Below are 978 nucleotides of genomic sequence, written 5' to 3' on the forward strand. Positions count from 1 at the left end.
AGCAAGCGCTCCAAGCAAGGCATCACATATAGCATGTAACAGAACATCACCATCGGAATGCGCTTTTAAGCCTTGATTATGCGGAATCTTTACGCCACCTAAGGTAATCGAATCTCCATCCTCAAAAGCATGGACATCATATCCACTGCCAATTCGTATATCGCTCATATCATTTACGTTCTCTGATATATTTTTAAGCCTCGACTTTTCGCGAATCACACCCCGCTCGACAACCATGAGGTCTTCAGGATGAGTCACTTTAATATTGGTCCCTTTTCCTTGCACTAGTCGCGGGGTAAGGCCTGACTGCTCTATTGCCGAAGACTCATCCGTAATTTCCCAATCGTGCGCTATCCCCTTGCTCAGGGCTTCGACAAGTAGTGAGTGACGGAACACCTGCGGAGTTTGTGCCCTCCATAGAGAAGAGCGGTCTACGGTCGTCAGCTCGCCTTCAAGGCTCGCTATCTTCATCGTGTCAGTACAAGGCAATACGAGCAATGCACCAATATCGGTCTGAAGAAGAGTATCTTCCAGTTCATGAATTTCGCTGCTCGATATAAGTGGACGAGCCGCATCATGCACCCATATCCAGTCATCTTTCGAGGCTTGTGAGGCAAGAGCTTTCAACCCAGCAAGCACTGTTTCTGCCCTTTCCGTGCCGCCAATATAAGAGGTTATCGGTGTCTCGCACTCAATCGTAAGAGAGGCAAAGTACTGATCATCAGGGTGAAGACCAATAAATACTCCGTCAAAACGCTTCGCAGAAGCCATCGCCTCAATCGTCGTTTGCAGAATGCTCTTCTCGTGAATTTTCAGATATTGTTTTGGTAGGTCAGCGGCCATTCGTGATCCAATGCCCGCTGCTGGAATGATAAGCCAGTGTTTCGGCTCAGGGTTGCCTATCGCCATGTAGATGCTTTCGCTAATGATCGTTAAGATTGACCACCATAAAGAAGGTCTCATTTCGACCAATCATAC

At 47.5% G+C, this 978-nt stretch carries 1 protein-coding gene and 1 pseudogene; both read right to left on the reverse strand.

Features of this window, described 5'->3' with window-relative positions; genetic code table 11:
- Window positions 1-168, reverse strand: a 168-nt coding sequence (locus A3750_RS26855; protein WP_231871812.1) for a 2-C-methyl-D-erythritol 2,4-cyclodiphosphate synthase, incomplete at its 3' end; no start/stop codon positions are given.
- A 66-nt stretch (window positions 169-234) separates the two neighbouring features.
- Window positions 235-963: pseudogene (gene ispD, locus A3750_RS26860) on the reverse strand (2-C-methyl-D-erythritol 4-phosphate cytidylyltransferase); the annotation flags it as partial.
- Window positions 964-978: the final 15 nt, after the last annotated feature.

The organism is Oleiphilus sp. HI0079 (assembly GCF_001635105.1).